Source organism: Achromobacter sp., assembly GCF_050285585.1.
Lineage (GTDB): Bacteria > Pseudomonadota > Gammaproteobacteria > Burkholderiales > Burkholderiaceae_B > Achromobacter.
This window is the reverse complement of record NZ_JBLZXF010000032.1, coordinates 13,830-33,706: the sequence shown is the minus strand read 5'-3', so window position 1 is coordinate 33,706 and position 19,877 is coordinate 13,830. Positions and strand designations below refer to the sequence as shown.

13 protein-coding genes are annotated in these 19,877 nt (G+C 67.2%); 5 read left to right on the top strand and 8 right to left on the bottom strand.

Annotation, left to right across the window (positions count from 1 at the left end; translation table 11 throughout):
* Nucleotides 1-22: 22 nt before the first annotated feature.
* The 7 genes from ACN6PJ_RS26185 to ACN6PJ_RS26155 form a co-directional block, all read right to left on the bottom strand.
* A complete protein-coding gene (locus ACN6PJ_RS26185) occupies nt 23-976 on the bottom strand; it encodes a FecR domain-containing protein (RefSeq protein ID WP_427998704.1) in 954 nt (317 codons plus the stop codon).
* The gene (locus tag ACN6PJ_RS26180; protein WP_427998703.1) at nt 969-1,502 is read right to left on the bottom strand and encodes a sigma-70 family RNA polymerase sigma factor; all 534 of its coding nucleotides are present in this window, start codon (nt 1,500-1,502) and stop codon (nt 969-971) included. Before ACN6PJ_RS26180 ends, ACN6PJ_RS26185 begins: the two co-directional genes overlap by 8 nt.
* Before the next feature lie 110 nt (nt 1,503-1,612).
* Nucleotides 1,613-2,704 carry a cell division protein ZapE gene (gene zapE / locus ACN6PJ_RS26175; RefSeq protein ID WP_043542924.1) on the bottom strand — a complete coding sequence of 364 codons (1,092 nt, stop codon included), beginning with the start codon at nt 2,702-2,704 and terminating at the stop codon, nt 1,613-1,615.
* A 117-nt stretch (nt 2,705-2,821) separates the two neighbouring features.
* Nucleotides 2,822-4,249, bottom strand: coding sequence for a dihydrolipoyl dehydrogenase (gene lpdA, locus ACN6PJ_RS26170; protein WP_043542923.1), 1,428 nt, complete (start codon nt 4,247-4,249; stop codon nt 2,822-2,824).
* A gap of 102 nt (nt 4,250-4,351) precedes the next feature.
* On the bottom strand, nt 4,352-5,572 hold the full coding sequence (odhB, locus tag ACN6PJ_RS26165; RefSeq protein WP_427998702.1) for a 2-oxoglutarate dehydrogenase complex dihydrolipoyllysine-residue succinyltransferase: 1,221 nt from the start codon (nt 5,570-5,572) through the stop codon (nt 4,352-4,354).
* 103 nt (nt 5,573-5,675) lie between these two features.
* Nucleotides 5,676-8,543: a 2-oxoglutarate dehydrogenase E1 component gene (locus ACN6PJ_RS26160; RefSeq protein ID WP_427998701.1), complete on the bottom strand. Its 2,868-nt coding sequence runs from the start codon at nt 8,541-8,543 to the stop codon at nt 5,676-5,678.
* Nucleotides 8,544-8,870: 327 nt separating this feature from the next.
* On the bottom strand, nt 8,871-9,341 hold the full coding sequence (locus ACN6PJ_RS26155) for an Lrp/AsnC family transcriptional regulator (RefSeq protein ID WP_427998700.1): 471 nt from the start codon (nt 9,339-9,341) through the stop codon (nt 8,871-8,873).
* A gap of 193 nt (nt 9,342-9,534) precedes the next feature.
* Here ACN6PJ_RS26155 and ACN6PJ_RS26150 point away from each other — a divergent pair, with 193 nt between their 5' ends.
* The 4 genes from ACN6PJ_RS26150 to ACN6PJ_RS26135 all read left to right on the top strand — a co-directional run bounded on the left by ACN6PJ_RS26150 (nt 9,535) and on the right by ACN6PJ_RS26135 (nt 14,819).
* Entirely contained in the window at nt 9,535-10,551 is a 1,017-nt protein-coding gene (locus ACN6PJ_RS26150; protein WP_427998699.1) for a 1-aminocyclopropane-1-carboxylate deaminase, read from the top strand.
* A 307-nt stretch (nt 10,552-10,858) separates the two neighbouring features.
* The gene (gene puuE / locus ACN6PJ_RS26145; RefSeq protein ID WP_427998698.1) at nt 10,859-11,803 is read left to right on the top strand and encodes an allantoinase PuuE; all 945 of its coding nucleotides are present in this window, start codon (nt 10,859-10,861) and stop codon (nt 11,801-11,803) included.
* Between the two features lie 11 nt (nt 11,804-11,814).
* Entirely contained in the window at nt 11,815-13,581 is a 1,767-nt protein-coding gene (gene uraD / locus ACN6PJ_RS26140; RefSeq protein ID WP_427998697.1) for a 2-oxo-4-hydroxy-4-carboxy-5-ureidoimidazoline decarboxylase, read from the top strand.
* A gap of 5 nt (nt 13,582-13,586) precedes the next feature.
* Nucleotides 13,587-14,819, top strand: coding sequence for a M20 family metallopeptidase (locus ACN6PJ_RS26135; RefSeq protein WP_427998713.1), 1,233 nt, complete (start codon nt 13,587-13,589; stop codon nt 14,817-14,819).
* A 40-nt stretch (nt 14,820-14,859) separates the two neighbouring features.
* Here ACN6PJ_RS26135 and ACN6PJ_RS26130 read toward each other — a convergent pair whose 3' ends face one another.
* Nucleotides 14,860-16,908 (bottom strand): OPT family oligopeptide transporter, encoded by a 2,049-nt coding sequence (locus ACN6PJ_RS26130; protein WP_427998696.1) that lies wholly within the window; start codon nt 16,906-16,908, stop codon nt 14,860-14,862.
* 212 nt (nt 16,909-17,120) lie between these two features.
* Here ACN6PJ_RS26130 and mdeB point away from each other — a divergent pair, with 212 nt between their 5' ends.
* Nucleotides 17,121-19,805, top strand: a complete 2,685-nt coding sequence (gene mdeB / locus ACN6PJ_RS26125; protein ID WP_427998695.1) for an alpha-ketoglutarate dehydrogenase — start codon at nt 17,121-17,123, stop codon at nt 19,803-19,805.
* Nucleotides 19,806-19,877: the final 72 nt, after the last annotated feature.

Here is a 19,877-nt window from a genome sequence, read left to right as displayed (position 1 = left end):
CAAGCCGGGAAATTTGTAACGCTCAAGCCTCGCGCGGACCGACCCACAGCAGGTACCGCGTATGCCGCGTCACCCGGATGGGCAGGGCGGGCTCCAGCGCCTTGAGCGCCCGCTCGGCATCGTCCAGCGGGAACACCCCCGACAGCCGCAGCCCCGCCACCGCCGGGTCCACGCGGATCATGCCCAGACGCTGGCGCGCCAGATAGCGCGCAAACTCGTCGAGGCGCCAATCCTTCGCCACCACCATGCCGTCGACCCAGGCCAGCCGGTCCGGGTCCGATGGCAGGCGGCTGATTTCCCCGTGGTCCGAGAACGCCAGGCGCTCCCCGGCGGCCGCCAGCGTCATCCCGTCCGCGCGCAACAGCTGCACGCTGCCTTCATAGACGCCCACGCGCGCACCATCGCCGGTACGCCGCAAGTCGAAGCGCGCCGCCTCCGCGCGCAACTCGCCGTAGCCGGTGTCCACGCGCAACGCCGCGACGCCGGGACGCGCCTCGGTGCGCACCAGCATTTCGCCGCGCAGCAGATCGATGCCGCGCGCCTCGCGCCGCAGGCGCAGGCGCACCGCGCTGTCGCTGTTCAGGGTGATGTGCAGCCCGTCGGCCACGGCGACCGCGCGCCGCTCGCCGATGCGGGTGCTCAGGTCCGCGGCCAGGCGCTGCCAAGGAGCATGGCGGTAGCCCGCCCAACCCGTGACCGCCACGCCGGAGAGCGTCAGCACCCCGCGCAGGACCGACCTGCGGCCCTCCGAGGGCGCGGCCAAGGCGGAATGCGCCAGGGCGGAAGGCACGCGGCGCGCGTCCCGGCCGATGCGCTGCAGGCGCTCCCAGGCCTGCCGATGCGCCGGATCCTGCGCCAGCCAGGCTTCGCAGGCCTGCCGCTCGCCGGCGCCGGCCACGCCGGATTGCAGCCTGGCCCACCAGACGATCGCCTGGTCAACCACGGCGTCCGGCGGCGCGGCGCCGGCGCTATCCATAGAACGCCGCATAGCATGCGGACATCGCGCGCACCATGTATTGCTGCACGGAGCTCAGGGAAACGCCCAGGCGCTCGGCGATTTCGGGGTAGGTCAGGCCATCCAGCAGGGACAATAGGAAGGCCGAGCGCGCCTTGGGAGGCAGACCGTCCAGCAGCCGGTCCAGTTGCGCCAGCGATTGCAGTTGTTCGGCCTGGGCCTCGGGAGAAGGCGCATGGGCCTCGGGAATGGCGGCCAGGTAGGCGAGATAGGCGCGCTCGAGCGCGGCGTGCCGCTGGTGGTCCACCACAAGGCCCTTGGCGATCGTGGTGAGCAGCGCCCGCGCCTCGCATGCGCGCACCGCCTTGCGGCCCTGGATCACCCTGAGGAATACGTCCTGCGCCAGGTCCTCGGCGCGGTGCTCGCACCCCAGCCTGCGGCGCAGCCATCCGAACAGCCAGGGACGGTGGTCGCGGTACAGGCCGTCGACAGGCGCGGGCGGAGCATCCGCGCCCGGAGCCGAAGTGGACAGAAAGGAGGAAGGCACAGTAGAGACAGCGGCGCTAGACCAGAAGTCTCAAAATCTTAATTGATAATGACTTGCATTACTAATTCTATCCGTGCCCAGCCCGGAAAATCCGGGCGGATGCGGCATAACTACAACGACACGGCCAGCCGGCGTTCGGACTCCAGGTATTCGCGCGACTGCATTTCGAGAATGCGCGAAACCGTGCGATGGAACTCGTTGGCCAGCGCGCCTTCGGTGTAGATCTCCTCGGGCTCGCATTCGGCGGACATGATGAGCTTGACGCGATGATCGTAGAACACGTCGATCAGCCACGTGAAGCGGCGCGCCTCGGACGCCTGGCGCGGCCCCATCCTGGGCACGCCGGACAGGATCACGGCATGGAAACGGTTGGCCAGCTCCAGGTAGTCGTTCTGCGAGCGCGGACCGCCGCAAAGCGTGGCGAAGTCGAACCACACCACCGAGCCCGCCAGCGCCAGCGCGCGGATCTCGCGGTGCTCGATATGCAGCAGCGGCTCCTGGGGCGGCGTGTCGGCCAGGGTATCGAAGGCTTTCTGCAACGCTTGCTGGGCGTGCTCGTCCAACGGCGTGTGGTAGCACTGCACCTGCTCGAGCGAACGGCGGCGGTAGTCGACGCCCGCGTCCACGTTCATGACGTCCATGCGCGTCTGGATGAGCTTGATGGCGGGCAGCACGCGATCGCGGTGCAGGCCGTCCGGGTACAGCGTCGACGGTTCGTAATTGGAAGTCATCACGAACGACGTGCCGTACTCGAACAGCTTGAGCAGCAGCCGGTGCAGGATCATGGCATCCGCGACGTCGGACACGTGGAATTCGTCGAAGCAGATGAGGCGATAGCGCTTGGCCACCCGCCGGGCCACTTCGTCCAGCGGGTCCTGCATGCCCTTCACTTCCTCCAGCTCGCGGTGCACGCCACGCATGAATTCATGGAAGTGCAGGCGCGTCTTGCGCACCACGGGCACCGTGGCGTAGAAGGCGTCCATCAGGAAGCTCTTGCCCCGCCCCACTCCGCCCCAGAGGTACACGCCTCGCGGCACGTCGGGACGGTTCAGCAGTTTCTTCAGTGCGTTCGAGCGCATCGACTTGAACTTGACCCAATCGTCGTAGTAACGCTGCAGCCGGTCGATCGCCAGCTTCTGGGCGCTGTCGGGCTTGTAGCCGCGTTCGGCCAGGGCGTGTTCGTAGTATTCGCTGACGTTCATGTGGGAAAGCGGGATTTGCTGCCCGCTGGGGGCGGTTTCATCTTGGGGCTGTCGTCCGACTATAAAAAAAAGGGCGGATCCTTGAACCCGCCCCGTCTTGCATCGGCTACGCGTCGATCAGAAGTTCAACGCGCGCTTGTCCACGGCCAATGCGGCTTCCTTCACGGCTTCCGACAGCGTCGGGTGCGCGTGGCAGATGCGGGCGATGTCTTCGGCGGCGCCGCGGAATTCCATGATGGTCACGGCTTCCGAGATCAGTTCCGAGGCCATCGGGCCCACGATGTGCACGCCCAGGACTTCGTCGGTCTTGGCATCGGCGATCACCTTGGCAAAGCCGGTGGTGTCGCCCAGCGCGCGGGCGCGGCCGTTGGCCAGGAACGGGAAGCTGCCGGCCTTGTACTCGCGGCCTTCGGCCTTGAGCTGCTGCTCGGTCTTGCCGACCCAGGCGATTTCCGGCGAGGTGTAGATGACCCACGGCACGGTGTCGAAGTTGACGTGGCCGTGCTGGCCGGCGATGCGCTCGGCAACCGCCACGCCTTCTTCTTCAGCCTTGTGCGCCAGCATCGGGCCGCGCACCACGTCGCCCACTGCCCAGACGTTCGGCAGGTTGGTCTTGCAGTCGCCGTCCACGGCCACGAAGCCGCGTTCGTCCAGCTTCAGGCCCACGGCGTCGGCGTTCAGGCCGCCGGTGTAGGGCACGCGGCCGATCGAGACGATCAGCTTGTCCACCACCAGCTTCTGCTCGGCGCCCTTGGCATCGACGTAGGGCACGGTCACCGACTTGGCGGTGGCCTTGATCTCGCCGATCTTGACGCCCATCTGGATGTTCAGGCCCTGCTTGGTGAAGGCCTTGAGGGCTTCCTTGGCCACTTGCTGGTCGGCGGCGGCCAGGAATTCCGGCATCGCTTCCAGGATGGTGACTTCCGAACCCAGGCGGCGCCACACGCTGCCCATTTCCAGACCGATCACGCCGGCGCCGATCACGCCCAGCGTCTTCGGCACGGCGCCGATGTTCAGCGCGCCGTCGTTGGACAGCACGACCTTTTCGTCGAACGGCAGGCCGGGCAGTTCACGCGCCGACGAGCCGGTCGCGACCACGACGTGCTTGGCGACCAGATCAGCCTCGGCGGTGCCGGTGACCTTGATGGCCCAGCCGCCGTCCACCTGGCCGGCGAACGCGCCCTTGCCGTGGAAGAAGGTGACCTTGTTCTTCTTGAACAGGTACAGGATGCCGTCGTTGTTCTGCTTGACCACCGTGTTCTTGCGGCCGATCAGCGTGTCGAGCTTCAGGCTGACGCCCTTGACTTCGATGCCGTGCTCGGCGAAGTGGTGGTTGGCTTGCTCGAAGTGTTCCGACGATTGCAGCAGCGCCTTGGACGGGATGCAGCCGACGTTGGTGCAGGTGCCGCCGGGAGCCGGGCCGCCTTGGCCGTTCTGCCAGGCGTCGATGCAGGCCACCGACATGCCGAGTTGGGCCGCGCGGATGGCTGCGATGTAGCCGCCGGGGCCGGCGCCGATCACGACGACGTCAAATTGTTGGGACATAGTGTTCTCGCGATGAGGTATTGAGTGAAGCACGCCCCGCCCTGCGGGCCGGCCGGAAACCGGCCGGGGCGCCGCGGCGGGCGCCGGGCCGGGGCGTCGAGATTACAGGTCCAGCAACAGGCGCTGCGGATCTTCCAGGGCGTCCTTCATGGCGACCAGGCCCAGCACGGCTTCGCGGCCGTCGATGATGCGGTGGTCGTAGGACAGAGCCAGGTAGTTCATCGGGCGGATGACGATCTGGCCGTTTTCGACGACGGCGCGATCCTTGGTGGCGTGCACGCCCAGGATGGCCGATTGCGGCGGGTTGATGATCGGGGTCGACAGCATCGAGCCGAACACGCCGCCGTTGGAGATCGAGAACGTGCCGCCGGTCATCTCTTCGATGCCCAGCTTGCCGTCGGCGGCGCGGCGGCCGAAGTCGGCGATGGCCTTTTCGATGTCGGCGATCGACAGCTGATCGGCGTTGCGCAGGATCGGCACCACCAGGCCGCGCGGGCTGCCGACAGCGATACCGATGTCGAAGTAGCCGTGGTAGATGATGTCCTTGCCGTCGATCGAGGCGTTGATCAGCGGGTACTTCTTCAGCGCGGCAACGGCGGCCTTGACGAAGAACGACATGAAGCCCAGCTTGATGCCGTGTTCCTTTTCGAACTTGTCCTTGTACTTGGCGCGCAGGTCGATGACGGCCTGCATGTTGACTTCGTTGAACGTCGTCAGGATCGCGTTTTCTTGCTGCGATTGCAGCAGGCGCTCGGCGATGCGGGCGCGCAGGCGGCTCATCGGCACGCGCTGTTCCGGACGGCCGTCCAGCGACAGCGTGGCCGGCGCGGGAGCGGCGGCCGGCGCGGCCTTGGCGGGGGCGCTGGCGGCCAGGGCGTCGCCCTTGGTCACGCGGCCGTCGCGGCCGGTGCCGGCAACGCTGGCGGCGTCCACGCCCTTCTCGGCCAGGATCTTGGAGGCGGCGGGCGAAGCCACGCCGGCGGCGGCCGTCGAAGCGGGCGCGGCGGTCGGCGCGGCGGCGGCCTGTTCGGCAGCCTTGGGAGCCTCGGCGGGCGCGGTCGCGGCAGCGGCGGCAGCCTTGCCTGCGGTGTCGATACGGGCCAGCACTTCGCCCGAGGTGACGGTGCTGCCGTCGCCCTTGACGATTTCAGCCAGCACGCCCGAAGCCGGGGCCGGCACTTCCAGCACGACCTTGTCGGTCTCGACTTCGATCAGGATTTCGTCCGCTTCGACGGCTGCGCCGGGCTGCTTCTTCCAGGTCAGCAGGGTCGCTTCGGACACGGATTCGGAGAGTTGGGGAACGACGACGTCGGTGATAGCCATTTTGTTTATTCCGTAAAGTGTTTGTTCTGGACCGCGCGGCGCGGGCAAAGTTCGAAACGGAGTTCCTGGAACTTGCCGCGCGCCGCGCGTGCATCGGGTTGGGTTACTTGGTCAGCATGGCCTTGAACTTGGGAGCGAAAGCCGCTTCGATGAGCGCCTTTTGCTGCTCCTGGTGCTTGGCCAGGTAGCCCACGGCCGGCGAAGCCGACGCGGCGCGACCGGCGTAGCCCAGCTTCTGGCCTTCGACCATGTTCTCGTACACGTGATGCTGAACGTAGAACCACGGGCCCTGGTTCTGCGGCTCGTCCTGGACCCAGATCACTTCGGTTGCCTTCGGGTACTTGCGCAGTTCGGCCTCGAAGGCCTTGTGCGCGAACGGATACAGCTGCTCGACGCGGATGATGGCGACGTTGTCGGCGCCACGTTCGCGGCGGGCATTGACCAGATCGTAGTAGACCTTGCCCGAGCAAGCCAGCACGCGCTTGACCTTGGCGGCGTCGATGGCCTCGTCGACCTCGCCGATCACCGGGCGGAAGCTGCCGCCGGCCAGTTCGGTCAGGGGCGAGCCGGCGTCCTTGTTGCGCAGCAGCGACTTGGGCGTGAACAGCACCAGCGGCTTGCGGAACGGACGGATCATCTGGCGGCGCAGCACATGGAAGATCTGCGCAGCCGAGGTCGGCTGGATCACTTGCATGTTGTTGTCGGCGCACAGTTGCAGGAAGCGCTCGATGCGGCCCGACGAGTGCTCGGGACCCTGGCCTTCGTAGCCGTGCGGCAGCATCAGGGTCAGGCCCGACTGGCGGCCCCACTTGGCTTCGCCGGAGCTGATGAACTGGTCGATCACGACCTGGGCGCCGTTGACGAAGTCGCCGAACTGGCCTTCCCAGATGGCCAGCGTGTTGGGTTCGGCGCTGGAGAAGCCGTATTCAAAGCCCAGCACCGCCTCTTCGGACAGCACGGAGTCGATGACGGTGAACGGCGCCTGGCCTTCCGACACGTTCTGCAGCGGAATGTAGGTGCCGTCGTTCCAGCGTTCGCGGTTCTGGTCGTGCAGCACGGCGTGGCGGTGCGTGAACGTGCCACGGCCCGAATCCTGGCCGGTGATGCGGATGGCGTAGCCCGAGGACACCAGGGTCGCGAAGGCGAGGTGTTCGCCCATGCCCCAGTCCAGGTTCATTTCGCCCTTGGCCATGGTGCGGCGGTCGTTCAGCAGCTTGGCGACCAGCGGGTGCACCGTGAAGCCTTCCGGCACGGTGGTGATGCGTTCGCCGATGCGCTTGAGTTCAGCCAGCGGCACGGCGGTGTCGGCCTGGTCGGTCCACTTGGCGCCCAGGAACGGCGACCAGTCGATGGCGTACTTGCTCTTGTAGTCGGTCAGCACCGGTTCGATGGTGCGCTGGCCGTCTTCCATGAGCTGGCGGTAGTCCTTGACCAGCTGATCGGCTTCGCCGTCGGCCAGCACGCCTTGCGTGGTCAGCTTGTCGGCGTACAGCTTGCGCGTGCCGGGGTGGTGGCCGATGCGCTTGTACATCAGGGGCTGCGTCAGCGACGGGGTGTCCTGCTCGTTGTGGCCCAGCTTGCGGAAGCAGACGATGTCCACGACGACGTCGTGGCGGAACTGCAGGCGGTAGTCCAGCGCCAGCTTGGTGACGAACACCACGGCTTCGGGATCGTCGCCGTTGACGTGGAACACCGGGGCTTCGATCATCTTGACCACGTCGGTGCAATACAGCGTCGAACGCGAGTCACGCGGGTCGGACGTGGTGAAGCCGATCTGGTTGTTGATGACGATGTGCAGCGTGCCGCCCGTGCCGTAGCCGCGGGTCTGGGCCAGGTTCAGGGTTTCCATCACGACGCCCTGGCCGGCAAAGGCCGCGTCGCCGTGCACCAGCACCGGCAGCACTTGCTTGCCTTCGGCGTCGCCGCGGCGTTCCTGGCGGGCGCGGGCGCTGCCTTCGACGACGGGGTTGACGATTTCAAGGTGCGACGGGTTGAACGCCAGCGACAGGTGGACGGGGCCGCCGCGCGTGGACAGGTCGCTCGAGAAGCCGTTGTGGTACTTCACGTCGCCGTCGGTCAGGCCTTCGGCGTGCTTGCCTTCGAACTCGGCGAACAGGTCGCCGGGCATCTTGCCCATGATGTTCACGAGCAGGTTCAGGCGGCCGCGGTGGGCCATGCCGACCACGATTTCCTGGACGCCGTTTTCACCGGCGTGGTTCACCACTTCGTCCATCGAGGCGATGAAGCTTTCGCCGCCTTCCAGCGAGAAGCGCTTCTGGCCGACGTACTTGGTGTGCAGGAAGCGCTCGAGGCCTTCGGACTCGGTCAGCTGCTGCAGGATGTGGCGCTTTTCTTCGGCCGTATAGGAGGGCGCGCCCAGGGTGGCTTCCAGGCGTTCCTGGATCCAGCGCTTGGCGGCGGGGTCGGAGATGTGCGTGAATTCGGCACCGATGCTGCGGCAGTACGTATCGCGCAGCGCCTTCAGGATGTCGCGCAGCGTCATGGTGCTGGCGGTCGTGAAGTAGGTGTTGGTGGCGGAGTAGGTCTGGTCGAGATCCGCTTCGGTCAGGCCGTAGAAGGCAGGATCGAGTTCCGGGATCGGCGGACGTTCCTGGCGCTTGAGCGGATCCAGGTCCGCCCAGCGCGAACCCAGCGAACGGTAGGCGGCGATCAGCGATTGCACCGAAACCTGCTTGCTGGCGACGCTCAGATCGGGTTCGGCCGCGCGTTGCACGAAGGCATTGGCACGGGCGCGCTGGGCGAACGATTCGACGATGGGAGCGTGGGCCTGGTCGCGGGTGGATTCCTGGCCGTCGGTGGCGGGAGCGTGCTGCAGCTGGTCGAAATATTCGCGCCAGTTGTCAGGTACCGAACCGGGGTTATCGAGGTAGGCTTCGTAAAGCTCCTCGACATAGGGGGCATTACCCCCGAATAAATAAGACGTGGATAGAGATTCCAATTCCGAAGACATATCGCTTCACCTTTACGAGTGCTTCACTCGACACGATGCAGGAAAACCTTCCGCGACACGGGCTTCCCGGTTAGCGGATAGCAGGGGCAGAAGGCGCGTACAAGCCTTGAAAGCCGTATGGCCGAGAGTATAACCCTTTGAGTTTATGGGCGTCTTCTTGCGTTTGCGTGACGCAAAAGCGAATTGGGAATGCCTTCATGCGGCGCCGGAATGTCCGGCGAACCCCCGCCATTGCGCCGTCTACGCGCCATCAAATTCCGTCAATCCAAAATGCGGCGGCGCGTCATTTTTTGTGGAGCGCGCACAAGTGTTGCGCGTATGCCTCGGTCATACCGGCAACTCGGTCGTCGACAGGATCTCTTTCAGGACGAAAAAGGTGCGGATCTGGCGCACGCCGGGAAGCTTGATGATCTCGCCGGCGTGCAGTTTGTTGAACCGCTCCAGGTCGCGGATGCGCAGCATCAGGAAGTAGTCGAACTCGCCCGCCACCAGGTGGCACTCCAGGCATCCGCTGATACCGCGCGCCGCTTCTTCGAAATCGGTGAAGGACTCGGGCGTGGAGCGATCCAGCACCACGCCCACGATGACCAGCGTGGCCATGTCCACCTCGGCGGGCTCGAGCAGCGCCACGGTCTTCCTGATGATGCCCTCGCCCTTCAGCTTTTCCACGCGCCGCAGGCAGGCCGCCGGGCTCAGGTGGACACGAGCGCTCAGTTCCAGATTGGTGATCTGGGCGTCCTGCTGCAGCACGCGCAGGATCTGGCGGTCGATGCGGTCCAGGCTGGAAATGGCTGCCATTCGATTCGTCCCTAAAAATTAAATTTCGTTCTTTGTTTTTTTATCAAAATAATAAATCTCAACCATCTGAATTCAAAAATATTATCGCTATAGATTTAGAAAAATACGCAATTGACCCGACATCCAGGCCATTCCTATGATTTTTACGTCCGAGCCATTCCGGCCGGCATGGCGAGACTCAACAGGAGCCAGCATGGATCTGCAACGATTTCCCCGCTATCGCCTGACTTTCGGCGATACCCCGATCGAAAAGCTCGATCGCCTGTCCGCCCACCTGGGCGGCAAGGTCGAGATCTACGCCAAGCGCGAAGACTGCAACAGCGGCCTGGCCTTCGGCGGCAACAAGCTGCGCAAGCTGGAATACCTGATCCCGCAGGCCCTGGAACAGGGCTGCGACACCCTCGTCACGATCGGCGGGATCCAGTCCAACCACACCCGCATGGTCGCCGCGGTGGCCGCAAAGCTGGGGCTGTCCTGCGTGCTGGTGCAGGAAAACTGGGTCGACTACTCGGACGCGGTGTATGACCGGGTCGGCAATATCATGATGAGCCGGCTGATGGGCGCCGATGTGCGCCTGGTGGACCAGGGGTTCGATATCGGTTTCCGGCGCAGTTGGGAAGAAGCGCTGGAAGAAGTAAAGCGCCGCGGCGGCAAGCCCTACGCCATTCCGGCCGGGGCCTCCGACCACGAACTGGGCGGCCTGGGCTATGTGGGTTTTGCCGAGGAAGTGCGCCGCCAGGAGGCCGAACTCGGATTCAAGTTCGACTACATCGTAGTGTGCGCCGTCACCGGCAGCACGCAGGCCGGCATGGTGGTGGGCTTTGCAGCCGACGGCCGCGCGGACAGGGTCATCGGCATCGACGCCTCCGCCACTCCGGAGCAGACGCGGGCTCAGATCCTGCGCATCGCGCGGCGCACCGCCGACATGGTGGGGCTGGGCAAGCCCATCGAAGAGGCGGACGTGGTGCTCGACACCCGCTACGCCTACCCGGCCTATGGCCTGCCTTCCGCCGAAACCAACGAAGCCATCCGCCTCTGCGCCAGGCTGGAGGGCATGATGACCGACCCCGTCTACGAGGGCAAATCGATGCAGGGCATGATGGACCTCGTCCGCCGCGGCGACATCCCGGCCGGATCCCGGGTCCTGTACGCGCACCTGGGAGGGGTGCCGGCGATCAACGCCTACAGCTTTCTGTACCGCAACGGATAAGGGCGCCTACGGCCCCCTCGGGTGGCCCAGCGGCGACCTGCGCTGAAGCGCGCTCCCCGGGGCTTGCCAGCCCCGGCGGTCAGCGCCCATGATTGCATGCACGGCCCCGGCCCGCCGGAAGCGGTTCTCCCGGCGGGGCACCGCGCGCCCGGACTGCCGCTCCGCCCGTCCCGGCCCGGATCCCGCACAATCATGTACATAATTTGTATACAAAACTGCGGTTTCCGGCTATGGTGCGGGTCAGTACGAGATCGCCCGTCAACCCCACGCCGGCCGCCGCGCGTCCGGATCCATCGCCCGCCCGTCCATGAGCTCCTACGACGCCACATGCCCCTACCCGCGCGACCTGATCGGCTACGGCCGCAACCCGCCGCACGCCCGCTGGCCCGGGCAGGCCCGCATCGCCGTGCAGTTCGTGCTGAATTACGAGGAAGGCGGCGAGAACAGCGTGCTGCACGGCGATGCCGGGTCCGAACAGTTCCTGTCCGAGATGTTCAACCCCGCCAGCTACCCCGAGCGCCACCTCAGCATGGAGAGCATTTATGAATACGGCTCCAGGGCGGGCGTGTGGCGGATCCTGCGGGAATTCGAAAGGCGGGGATTGCCCTTGACCGTGTTCGGCGTCGGCATGGCCTTGCAGCGGCATCCCGACGTCGTCTCGGCCTTCGTGGAACTGGGCCACGAAATCGCCTGCCACGGCTGGCGCTGGATTCATTACCAGGACATGGACGAAGCCACGGAACGCGAACACATGCGCCTGGGCATGGACGCCATCACGCGGCTTGCCGGCAGCCGCCCGCTGGGCTGGTACACCGGGCGCGACAGCCCGCGCACCCGCAGGCTCGTGGCGGACTATGGCGGCTTCGAATACGACAGCGACTACTACGGCGACGACCTGCCCTTCTGGATGCAGGTGCGGAAAACGGATGGCAGCACCGTCCCGCAATTGATCGTGCCCTATACGCTGGACTGCAACGACATGCGTTTCGCGCTGCCGCAAGGCTACTCGCACGCCGATCCGTTCTTCCAGTACCTGAAGGACAGTTTCGACGCCCTCTACGCCGAAGGCGACGACGCGCCGAAGATGATGAGCGTCGGCATGCACTGCCGCCTGCTGGGCAGGCCGGGCCGCATCGTCGCGCTGCAACGCTTCCTGGATCACATCGGCCGCCACGACCGCGTCTGGGTCTGCCGCCGGATCGACATCGCGCGCCACTGGACGGCGACGCATCCCTCCCCCCCCAACGCCTGAAGAGGACGGTCATGGCCCACACCCTAGCCCAACTCAACTCGGCCTCGCCGGCCGAGGCCGCCGCCATGCTCGACGGCCTGTACGAGCAGGCGCCCTGGATCGCCGCGCGCGCCGTCCAGTTCCGCCCGTTCCGTTCCCTGGCCGACCTGCGGCAGCGCATGCGCCAGGCGATCGACGAGGGAGATGCCGGCGCGCGGCTGGCCCTCGTGCGCGCCCACTCTCGGCTGGCAGGCGCGGCACCCTCGCTCAGCGAGGAATCGGCCCGCGAACAGGAACTGGCCGGGCTGGCGGGGGCAACGGCGGACGAGCATGCCCGCCTGCGCAAATTGAATGCCGCCTACGACGCCAGGTTCGGCTTCCCCTTCGTCCTGGCCGTGCGCGGCCCGCGCGGGGCCGGGCTGACCCGCGGCCAGGTGATCGAGGAGTTCGAGCGCCGCCTGGACAACCCGCCCGAGGTCGAGCTCCAGGAGGCGCTGCACCATCTCCATCGCATCGCCGAGATCCGGCTGCAGGACAGGTTCGGCGACGTCCCCGGCCTGGGCAACGACATCTGGGACTGGGGGGAACGGCTTGCCGCCCACAGCGACCCGGGCTACGCGGAAAGAGGCCTGTTGACCGTCACCTATCTGACCGACGCGCACCGCGCCTGCGCGCGGCTGCTCTCGCAATGGATGGAGGAATGCGGTTTCGACGAAGTCGGGATCGACGCCGTGGGCAATGTGGTGGGCCGGTATCTGGCCGACCGTCCCGATGCCCCCACCCTCTTGACGGGCAGCCACTACGACACTGTGCGCAACGCCGGCAAATACGATGGGCGGCTGGGCATCTTCGTTCCGATGGCCTGCGTGCGCGAACTGCGCCGGCGCGGCCAGCGACTGCCCTATCACCTGGAAGTCATCGGTTTCGCGGAAGAGGAAGGCCAGCGCTACCGCGCCACCTTCCTGGGCTCCGGCGCCCTGATCGGCGACTTCCGGCCCGAATGGCTGGACCAGAAAGACGCGGACGGCATCAGCATGCGCGAGGCCATGGCGCATGCCGGCCTGCGCCCCGAGGACATCCCCGCCCTGCGCCGGGATCCCGCCCGTTACCTGGGCTTCGTCGAAATCCACATAGAACAGGGGCCCGTGCTCTACGAGATGGGGCTGCCGCTGGCCGTCGTCACCTCCATCAATGGCTGCCTGCGCTATCAGGTCCAGATCTCCGGCATGGCCTGCCATGCCGGCACCACGCCGATGGACCGGCGCCGCGACGCCGCCGCCGCGGCAGCCGAGATGGTTCTGTACGTGGAACGGCGCGCCGCCCGCGACGGCGACTCGGTGGGCACCGTCGGCATGTTGGAAGTGCCCGGCGGCTCGATCAACGTGGTGCCCGGCGAGTGCCGTTTCAGCCTGGACCTGCGCGCCCCCAGCGACGCCCAGCGCGATGCGCTGGCCCGTGACGTGCTGGCCGAACTCGAGGCCGTCTGCCAGCGCCGCGGCCTGCGCTACACACTGGAAGAATCCATGCGCGCAGCGGCGGCGCCCAGCGATCCCGCCTGGCAGCGGCGCTGGGAACAGGCCGTCGACGCGCTGGGCCTGCCCGTCCACCGCATGCCCAGCGGCGCCGGGCACGACGCCATGAAGCTGCATGAAGTCATGCCCCAGGCCATGCTGTTCGTGCGCGGCCAGAACTCGGGGATCAGCCACAACCCGCGCGAATCCACCACCAGCGACGACATCCAGCTCGCCGCGCTTGCGATGCTGGAGCTGCTCGACGCGCTCGCCAACGATACGAAATGACCGCCATGACCGACTATTCCCGACTCGACGCCTGGATCGACGCCAACTTCGACGAAGAGGTCCGCTTTCTCCAGGAGCTGGTGCGCGTGCCCACCGACACGCCTCCCGGCGACAACGCCCCCCATGCCCTGCGCACGGCCGAACTGCTGCAGGGCTACGGCCTGCAGGCCGAGGCCCATTCCGTGCCGGCCCAGGATGTCCGGGACTATGGACTGCAATCCATTACGAATCTCATCGTCCGGCGCGAGTATGGCGCCGGCGGCCCGCGCATCGCGCTGAACGCCCATGGCGACGTCGTGCCTCCCGGCGATGGCTGGCAGCACGATCCCTACGGCGGCGAGATCGACGGCGGCGCCCTCTACGGGCGCGCGGCCGCCGTCAGCAAGAGCGACTTCGCCAGCTTCACGTTCGCGCTGCGCGCGCTCGAAGCCGTCGCCAAGCCGGGCCGCGGCGCGGTCGAACTGCATTTCACCTACGACGAGGAGTTCGGCGGCCTGCTGGGCCCCGGCTGGCTGCTCGCCCAGGGCCTGACCAAGCCAGACCTGCTGATCGCGGCGGGCTTCAGCTATGAAGTCGTCACCGCACACAACGGCTGCCTGCAGATGGAAGTGACCGTGCATGGGAAGATGGCGCACGCCGCCATTCCCGCCACCGGCGTGGACGCGCTGCAGGCCGCGGTCAAGATCCTCGGGGCGCTGTATGCGCAGAACGCGCGCTACCAGGAAATCCGGTCCCAGGTGGCCGGCATCAGCCACCCCTACCTGAACATCGGCCGCATCGAAGGCGGAACCAATACCAACGTGGTTCCCGGCAAGGTGGTGTTCAAGCTGGACCGGCGCATGATCCCGGAGGAGAACGCCGCCGAGGTCGAGGCCGATATCCGCCGCATCATCGCGGACGCCGCCGCCTCCGTGCCCGGCATCACGGTGGACATCAAGCGTCTGCTGCTGGCGAATTCGATGCGCCCGCTGCCTGGCAACCAGCCGCTGGTGCAGGCCATCCAGAAGCATGGCGAGGCGTTGTTCGGCGAACCCATACCCGCCATGGGCACCCCGCTCTATACCGACGTGCGCCTCTATGCCGAAGCCGGCATCCCGGGCGTGATCTACGGCGCGGGGCCGCGCAGCGTGCTGGAATCGCACGCCAAGCGCAACGACGAGCGCGTGGAGCTGGAAGACCTCAGGCGCGCCACCAAGGTCATCGCCCGCACGCTGGCCGACCTGCTCGGGCCGGCCTGAGGCCTGGGCGCCAGGCCGCGCGCCCGGGACGGGGCAGGCGCTACGCCAGCTTCATCACGCGCCGCCAGAACAGCACCGCGACCAACGCGAAAACGGCGAGGCCCAGATAGGACGCGGTCCCGGCGAAGCTTTCCCCCGCGATGGCCAGCGGCGCCTCGGTGCCCGACGCCCCGATAACGGCGGCCATCAGCACGCCGACCAGGCTCTCGCCCACGATCAGGCCGGAAGCGATGAGCACGCCGCGCCGGTTGGGCGCGTCCGCGAACTGCTCGTAAGGCCGGCCGGCCGCCGCCGCGCGGCGGCGCAAGACGCGCTCGAGCAGCCATGCGAGCACCGCGCCGGCCACGATGGGCGCCGCGACGGTGGGCGGCAGGTAGATGCCGATGCCCACCGCTAGCACCGGGATCCGAGCCACGCGGCAGGTGCGCTTCATGACCTGATCCACCAGGATCAGCCCCACGCCGACCGCCATGCCGATCAGGATCATCGACCAGTTGAGCTGGTGCGTGAAGATGCCGCGCGCGATCGCGAGCATCAGCGTGGCTTGCGGGGCCGACAGGGCCTGCGTCGGATCCATGCCTTCACGCGGCATCGCGTCGGCGAAGCCATAGGCGTTGTATAGCAGCTCCAGCACCGGCGAAATCACCGCCGCGCCCGCCACGCATCCGATCAGGAGCGCCACCTGCTGGCGCCACGGCGTGGCGCCGACGAGCCAGCCCGTCTTCAGGTCCTGCAGGTTGTCATTGGAAATGGAGGCCACGGCCACCACCGCGGAGGTGCTGAAGATCGACAGGGCGATGGCCATCTGCACGCCGTTCTCCGCGCCCAGCAGTTCGCCGCCCAGCGTCAGCATCAGGAGCGACACCAGGACGATCGCGACGATGCCCACCCCCGAGATCGGGCTGGTGGACGAGCCGACCAGCCCCGCCATGTAGCCGCAGGCGGCCGCCACCAGGAAACCGAAGACGAAGGCGAACAGCACGGCATAGGCCACCAGCTTCCAGATCGCCGCGGCCGACAGCGGCGCGCCGGACAGGAAGACCTGGAAAGTCACGACCAGGACCGCCACCAGCACCAGGGTCACCGCCGAAATCCACCCTGCCGACAGGTCGCGTTCGGTGCGCGGGGCGCTTCCGGCGCGGGCCGCGCCCGATTTGCTCAGCGCGGCGAACGAAGCCTTCACGCCACGCGCCATCGGCACGAAGAGCGTCGCCAGCGTCCAGATCGCGCCCACGCCGATCACGCCGGCGCCGATGAAGCGCACCTGCGACGCCCACAGCCCGGTGGCGTACTTGGCCAGCGACATGCCCGCCGGCATGTCGCCCATGGCGCTCAGGACGGGCACGGCGATGCCCCAGGAGATGATCAGCCCCGTCAGCATGGCCAGGCCGGCGACGATGCCGATGAGGTAGCCGGCGCCCAGCAGCGCCAGCGAGAAACCCATGGGCAGACGAAACACCGCGCCCCCAAGCATGAACCAGCCGCTGACGCTGTCGCCCAGCACCCGCAGGCCGCTGGCCGCGAAACTCACCGCCGCGGCGGCCAAGCCGCCCGCGACGATGTCGGCCATGCCCGTGGCGGCCTTGGCCGGCGCCCGGCCCGAATCCTCGGCGGCGTCCTGGGCGCGCTCGGCGCTGCCCACCCGCAGGATCTCCGCGGCCGCCACGCCTTCCGGGTAGGGCAGATCGCTCTGCACCACCATCACATGGCGCAGCGGAATGGTGAACATCACGCCCAGCATGCCTCCGGCCGCGCAGATGCCCAGCGTCTGCCAGAAGGGGAAGCCCTGCCAGTGCCCCATCATGACCAGGGCCGGCAAAATGAAAATGATGGACGACAGCGTGCCGGCCGCCGAAGCCTGCGTCTGCACCATATTGTTTTCGAGGATGTTCGCGTCCTTGAACAGGCGCAGGACGGACATCGAGATCACCGCGGCGGGAATGGCGGACGAAAACGTCAGCCCCACCTTCAGGCCCAGGAAAACATTGGAGGCCGTGAAGATGACGGTGATCAGGGCGCCCAGCAGGACGCCGCGGAACGTCAGTTCCGGCAACGTGACCTCTGCGGGGACGCGGGTGGGGTGGGTCATGGAAATCTCCCTGTCTGCTAGCCGCGAATTCTAGCGCCTCGCCGGCGTGGGCCTCGGAGACGGTCATCGGGCGATTCGGCGGCATAAGCTGCCGCGGGCAATCCGTCCTGCAAAAGATTATGCTGAAACCAAGGCAATTTCTCCAAAATTTCGATCACCCATGCCGGGGGCTAGGGTCTAGCATGGGCCTTAAACCAGGAGACAACAAGACTATGCGCGACACCAGCTCCCTTCGTCCCGGGCAAGACACGGAACCCGATATCGATCCAGCCGAAACCGCCGAATGGCGCGACTCGCTGCAATCGCTGGTGCAGGCGGAAGGCGCCGGCCGGGCAGGCTACGTGCTCGACAACCTGCTGGGCCACGCGGCGTCGCTGGGCCTGCGCGCGCGCAGCCAGACCCGCACGGCCTACCTGAATACCATCCCCGCCGACCAGGAGCCGCCGTTTCCCGGCAACCTGGCGGTCGAGGAGCGCATCGCCCGCATCAATCGCTGGAACGCGCTGGCCATGGTGGTGCGCGCCAACCAGGCGCATGGCGAACTGGGCGGCCACATTGCCAGCTACGCCTCGGCCGCGGATCTGTTCGAGGTGGGTTTCAACCATTTCTTCCGGGCGCGGACGGCTGAGGGGCCCGGCGACCTGGTCTACATGCAGCCCCACTCGGCGCCGGGCGTGTATGCGCGCGCCTACCTGGAAGGTTTTCTCGGCGAAGACGACCTGGCCCATTTCCGGCAGGAAATCACCGCCACCTCGCGCGGTCTGCGCGGGCTGTCCTCCTACCCGCACCCCTGGCTGATGCCGGATTTCTGGCAGTTCCCCACGGGATCGATGGGGATCGGCCCCATCAACGCCATCTACCAGGCGCGCTTCATGCGCTATCTCGAACACCGCTCGCTGATGCCCGCCGCCGACCGCAAGGTTTGGGGCATTTTCGGCGACGGCGAAATGGACGAACCCGAATCCATCGCCGCGCTCACGCTGGCGGCCCGCGAAAAACTGGACAACCTGGTCTTCGTGGTCAACTGCAACCTGCAGCGCCTGGACGGTCCCGTGCGCGGCAACGGCCGCATCATCGACGAGCTTGAAACGCTGTACGCCGGCGCGGGCTGGAACGTCATCAAGCTGGTCTGGGGCAGCGACTGGGACGCCCTTCTGCGACGCGATACTGGCGGCGCGCTAGCCCGCGCCTTCGCCAACACCGTCGACGGGCAGTTCCAGACCTTCGCCGCCAACGACGGCGCGTTCAACCGCGCCCACTTCTTCAACCAGAATCCCGAGCTGGCCGCGCTGGTGGCCGACTGGACCGACGAAGCCATCGACCGGCTGCACCGCGGCGGCCACGACATGGTGAAAATCCATGCCGCGTATCACCGCGCCGTGCGCCATCGCGGCCAGCCCACCGTCATCCTCGCGCAGACCAAGAAGGGTTTCGGCATGGGCTCCGCGGGCCAGGGCAAGATGACCACCCACCAGCAGAAGAAGCTGGACGACGAGGCGCTGCTGGCCTTTCGCGACCGCTTCGCGCTGCCGATCTCGGACGCCGACTGCCTTGCGCTGAAGTTCTACCGCCCCGCCGAGGACAGCGCCGAACTGCGCCATCTGCAGGCGCGCCGCGCCGCGCTGGGCGGGCATATTCCCCGCCGCAGCACCGAGGCCCCCCGCCTGGCGCCGCCCGACGCCGAACACTGGGCACGCTTCGCGCTGGCCGCGGACGGCAAGGAAATGTCCTCCACCATGGCCATCGTGCGCATGCTGACGGCCCTGCTCAAGGACGCCACCGTGGGGCCGCGCATCGTGCCCATCGTCGCGGACGAGGCCCGCACCTTCGGCATGGCCAACCTGTTCCGGCAGATCGGCATCTATTCAGCGCAGGGGCAGCTCTATGAACCCGAGGATATCGGCTCGGTGCTGTACTACCGCGAGGCCCGCGACGGCCAGATCCTGGAAGAAGGCATCACCGAGGCGGGCGCGATCTCGTCCTGGACCGCGGCCGGCACCAGCTATTCGGTCAACGGCCTGCCGATGCTGCCCTTCTATATCTATTACTCGATGTTCGGCTTCCAGCGCATCGGCGACCTCATCTGGGCGGCCGCCGACCAGCGCACGCGCGGCTTCCTCATCGGCGCGACGTCCGGCAGGACCACGCTGGGCGGCGAAGGGCTGCAGCACCAGGACGGCTCCAGTCACGTCATGGCCGCCGCCGTTCCCAACTGCCGCGCCTATGACCCGGCCTATGCCTACGAGGTCGCGGTCATCGTCGAGCACGGCATGCGCCGCATGCTCGACGAGCAGCGCGACGAGTTCTTCTACCTGACCGTCACCAACGAGAACCTGCCGCAACCGGACATGCCGGCGGACGCGGGCGCGCGCGAGGGCATCCTGCGCGGCATGTACCGCCTGCGCCCCGCCCGCGGCCAGGCCCAGGTGCGCCTGCTCGGCGCCGGCCCGATGCTGCGGGAAGCCGAGATGGCGGCCGAGCGCCTGCAAGCCGACTACGGAGTGGACGCCGAGGTCTGGAGCGTCACCAGCTTTTCCGAACTGGCCCGGGACGGCCGCGAAGCCGAACGCGCCCGCGTCCTGGGGCTGGAAACCGGCGCGTCCGATTGGGTCCGGACCTGCCTGGGAGGCAGCGATGCTCCCGTGATCGCCGCCACCGACTACGTGCGCGCCGTGCCCGAGCAGATCCGCGCGTGGGTGCCGGCGGCCTACCGCACGCTGGGCACCGACGGATTCGGGCGCAGCGACACCCGGGCCCAGCTGCGCGACTTCTTCGAGGTGAGCGCCGACTGGATCGCGCTGTATGCGCTGGACAGCCTGGGCCGCCAGGACGACGCCCGGGCGCTGCGCGCCCGCCTGAACGCCGGCGCCCGCCAGACCCCGCCCTGGGAGGGGTAAACCGGGCAGAACGCGCGGGCGCAATTGCCGCGACCCGCGCGTTCGCTGCAGTGCAACAACCAAGCTTCCGCG

Bases quoted from the DNA above. Each gene is read 5' to 3' on its own strand.
- ACN6PJ_RS26130 (WP_427998696.1), bottom strand. From the start codon at position 16,908: ATGACCCACCCCACCCGCGTCCCCGCAGAGGTCACGTTGCCGGAACTG.
- ACN6PJ_RS26185 (WP_427998704.1), bottom strand. From the start codon at position 976: ATGGATAGCGCCGGCGCCGCGCCGCCGGACGCCGTGGTTGACCAGGCG.
- ACN6PJ_RS26150 (WP_427998699.1), top strand. From the start codon at position 9,535: ATGGATCTGCAACGATTTCCCCGCTATCGCCTGACTTTCGGCGATACC.
- ACN6PJ_RS26160 (WP_427998701.1), bottom strand. From the start codon at position 8,543: ATGTCTTCGGAATTGGAATCTCTATCCACGTCTTATTTATTCGGGGGT.
- mdeB (WP_427998695.1), top strand. From the start codon at position 17,121: ATGCGCGACACCAGCTCCCTTCGTCCCGGGCAAGACACGGAACCCGAT.
- ACN6PJ_RS26135 (WP_427998713.1), top strand. From the start codon at position 13,587: ATGACCGACTATTCCCGACTCGACGCCTGGATCGACGCCAACTTCGAC.
- zapE (WP_043542924.1), bottom strand. From the start codon at position 2,704: ATGAACGTCAGCGAATACTACGAACACGCCCTGGCCGAACGCGGCTAC.
- ACN6PJ_RS26155 (WP_427998700.1), bottom strand. From the start codon at position 9,341: ATGGCAGCCATTTCCAGCCTGGACCGCATCGACCGCCAGATCCTGCGC.
- puuE (WP_427998698.1), top strand. From the start codon at position 10,859: ATGAGCTCCTACGACGCCACATGCCCCTACCCGCGCGACCTGATCGGC.
- uraD (WP_427998697.1), top strand. From the start codon at position 11,815: ATGGCCCACACCCTAGCCCAACTCAACTCGGCCTCGCCGGCCGAGGCC.
- lpdA (WP_043542923.1), bottom strand. From the start codon at position 4,249: ATGTCCCAACAATTTGACGTCGTCGTGATCGGCGCCGGCCCCGGCGGC.
- odhB (WP_427998702.1), bottom strand. From the start codon at position 5,572: ATGGCTATCACCGACGTCGTCGTTCCCCAACTCTCCGAATCCGTGTCC.